The following is a 1,615-nucleotide window of genomic DNA, read 5'->3' as shown; positions in this document are numbered from 1 at the left end:
AGGCCCCGGGAGAACCGTGAAGATTCTCGACCGGGGCCTACTCTAAGTAAGTTCGGCGGCGTCCTACTCTCCCACAACCCTTCGGTTGCAGTACCATCGGCGCTACCAGGCTTAGCTTCCGGGTTCGGAATGGGACCGGGCGTTTCCCTGGCGCTATAACCACCGAAACACTATGAAACACGCGTGGTGTTTCAGAACCGTAGAGTGGATGCGTAACATCTTTGTAGGCAAGTCCTCGGCCTATTAGTACCAGTCAACTCAACAACACATTACTGTGCTTCCATTTCTGGCCTATCAACCCAATCGTCTCTTGGGGGCCTTAACCCACACGGGGTGGGATACCTCATCTTGGAACAGGCTTCCCGCTTAGATGCCTTCAGCGGTTATCCCTTCCGAACGTGGCCAACCAGCCATGCCCCTGGCGGGACAACTGGCACACCAGAGGTTCGTCCGTCCCGGTCCTCTCGTACTAGGGACAGCCTTCCTCAAGTATCCTACGCGCGCGGCGGATAGGGACCGAACTGTCTCACGACGTTCTAAACCCAGCTCGCGTGCCGCTTTAATGGGCGAACAGCCCAACCCTTGGGACCTACTCCGGCCCCAGGATGCGACGAGCCGACATCGAGGTGCCAAACCATGCCGTCGATATGGACTCTTGGGCAAGATCAGCCTGTTATCCCCGGGGTACCTTTTATCCGTTGAGCGACACCCCTTCCACCAGGTGGTGCCGGATCACTAGTCCCGACTTTCGTCCCTGCTCGACATGTCTGTCTCACAGTCAAGCTCCCTTGTGCACTTGCACTCAACACCTGATTGCCAACCAGGCTGAGGGAACCTTTGGGCGCCTCCGTTACTCTTTAGGAGGCAACCGCCCCAGTTAAACTACCCATCAGGCACTGTCCCTGAACCAGATCATGGCCCGAGGTTCAGATTCCCAATTCGACCAGAGTGGTATTTCAACATTGACTCCACGATAACTAGCGTCACCGCTTCACAGTCTCCCACCTATCCTACACAAGCCGAACCGAAAACCAATACCAAACTATAGTAAAGGTCCCGGGGTCTTTCCGTCCTGCCGCGCGTAACGAGCATCTTTACTCGTAGTGCAATTTCGCCGGGCCTGTGGTTGAGACAGCCGGAAAGTCGTTACGCCATTCGTGCAGGTCGGAACTTACCCGACAAGGAATTTCGCTACCTTAGGATGGTTATAGTTACCACCGCCGTTTACTGGCGCTTAAATTCTCAGCTTCACCCCCGAAGGGATTAACCGGTCCTCTTAACGTTCCAGCACCGGGCAGGCGTCAGTCCATATACATCGTCTTGCGACTTCGCATGGACCTGTGTTTTTAGTAAACAGTCGCTTTCCGCTGGTCTCTGCGGCCACCACTCCCTAGCCTGCAAAAGGCTTCAAGAGCACTGGCCCCCCTTCTCCCGAAGTTACGGGGGCATTTTGCCGAGTTCCTTAACCACAGTTCACCCGATCGCCTTGGTATTCTCTACCTGACCACCTGTGTTGGTTTGGGGTACGGGCCGTGCATGCACTCACTAGAGGCTTTTCTCGGCAGCATAGGATCACCCTCTTCGCCTCAAACGGCTACGCATCACGTCTCAGCCA

General features: G+C 55.5%; 2 rRNA genes (1 of these 2 running past the window's edge). Both read right to left on the bottom strand.

The annotated features are described in order from the left end of the window. Window positions 1-50 precede the first annotated feature (50 nt). Window positions 51-167, bottom strand: a 5S ribosomal RNA gene (gene rrf / locus AB0M56_RS50260). A gap of 56 nt (window positions 168-223) precedes the next feature. Then, window positions 224-1,615: ribosomal RNA gene (locus AB0M56_RS50255) — 23S ribosomal RNA — on the bottom strand; it runs 1,353 nt beyond the window's last position.

Source organism: Amycolatopsis sp. NPDC051372 (assembly GCF_040682095.1).
In the GTDB taxonomy this organism is placed as follows: domain Bacteria; phylum Actinomycetota; class Actinomycetes; order Mycobacteriales; family Pseudonocardiaceae; genus Amycolatopsis.
This window is presented reverse-complemented; position numbering and strand designations above follow the sequence as displayed.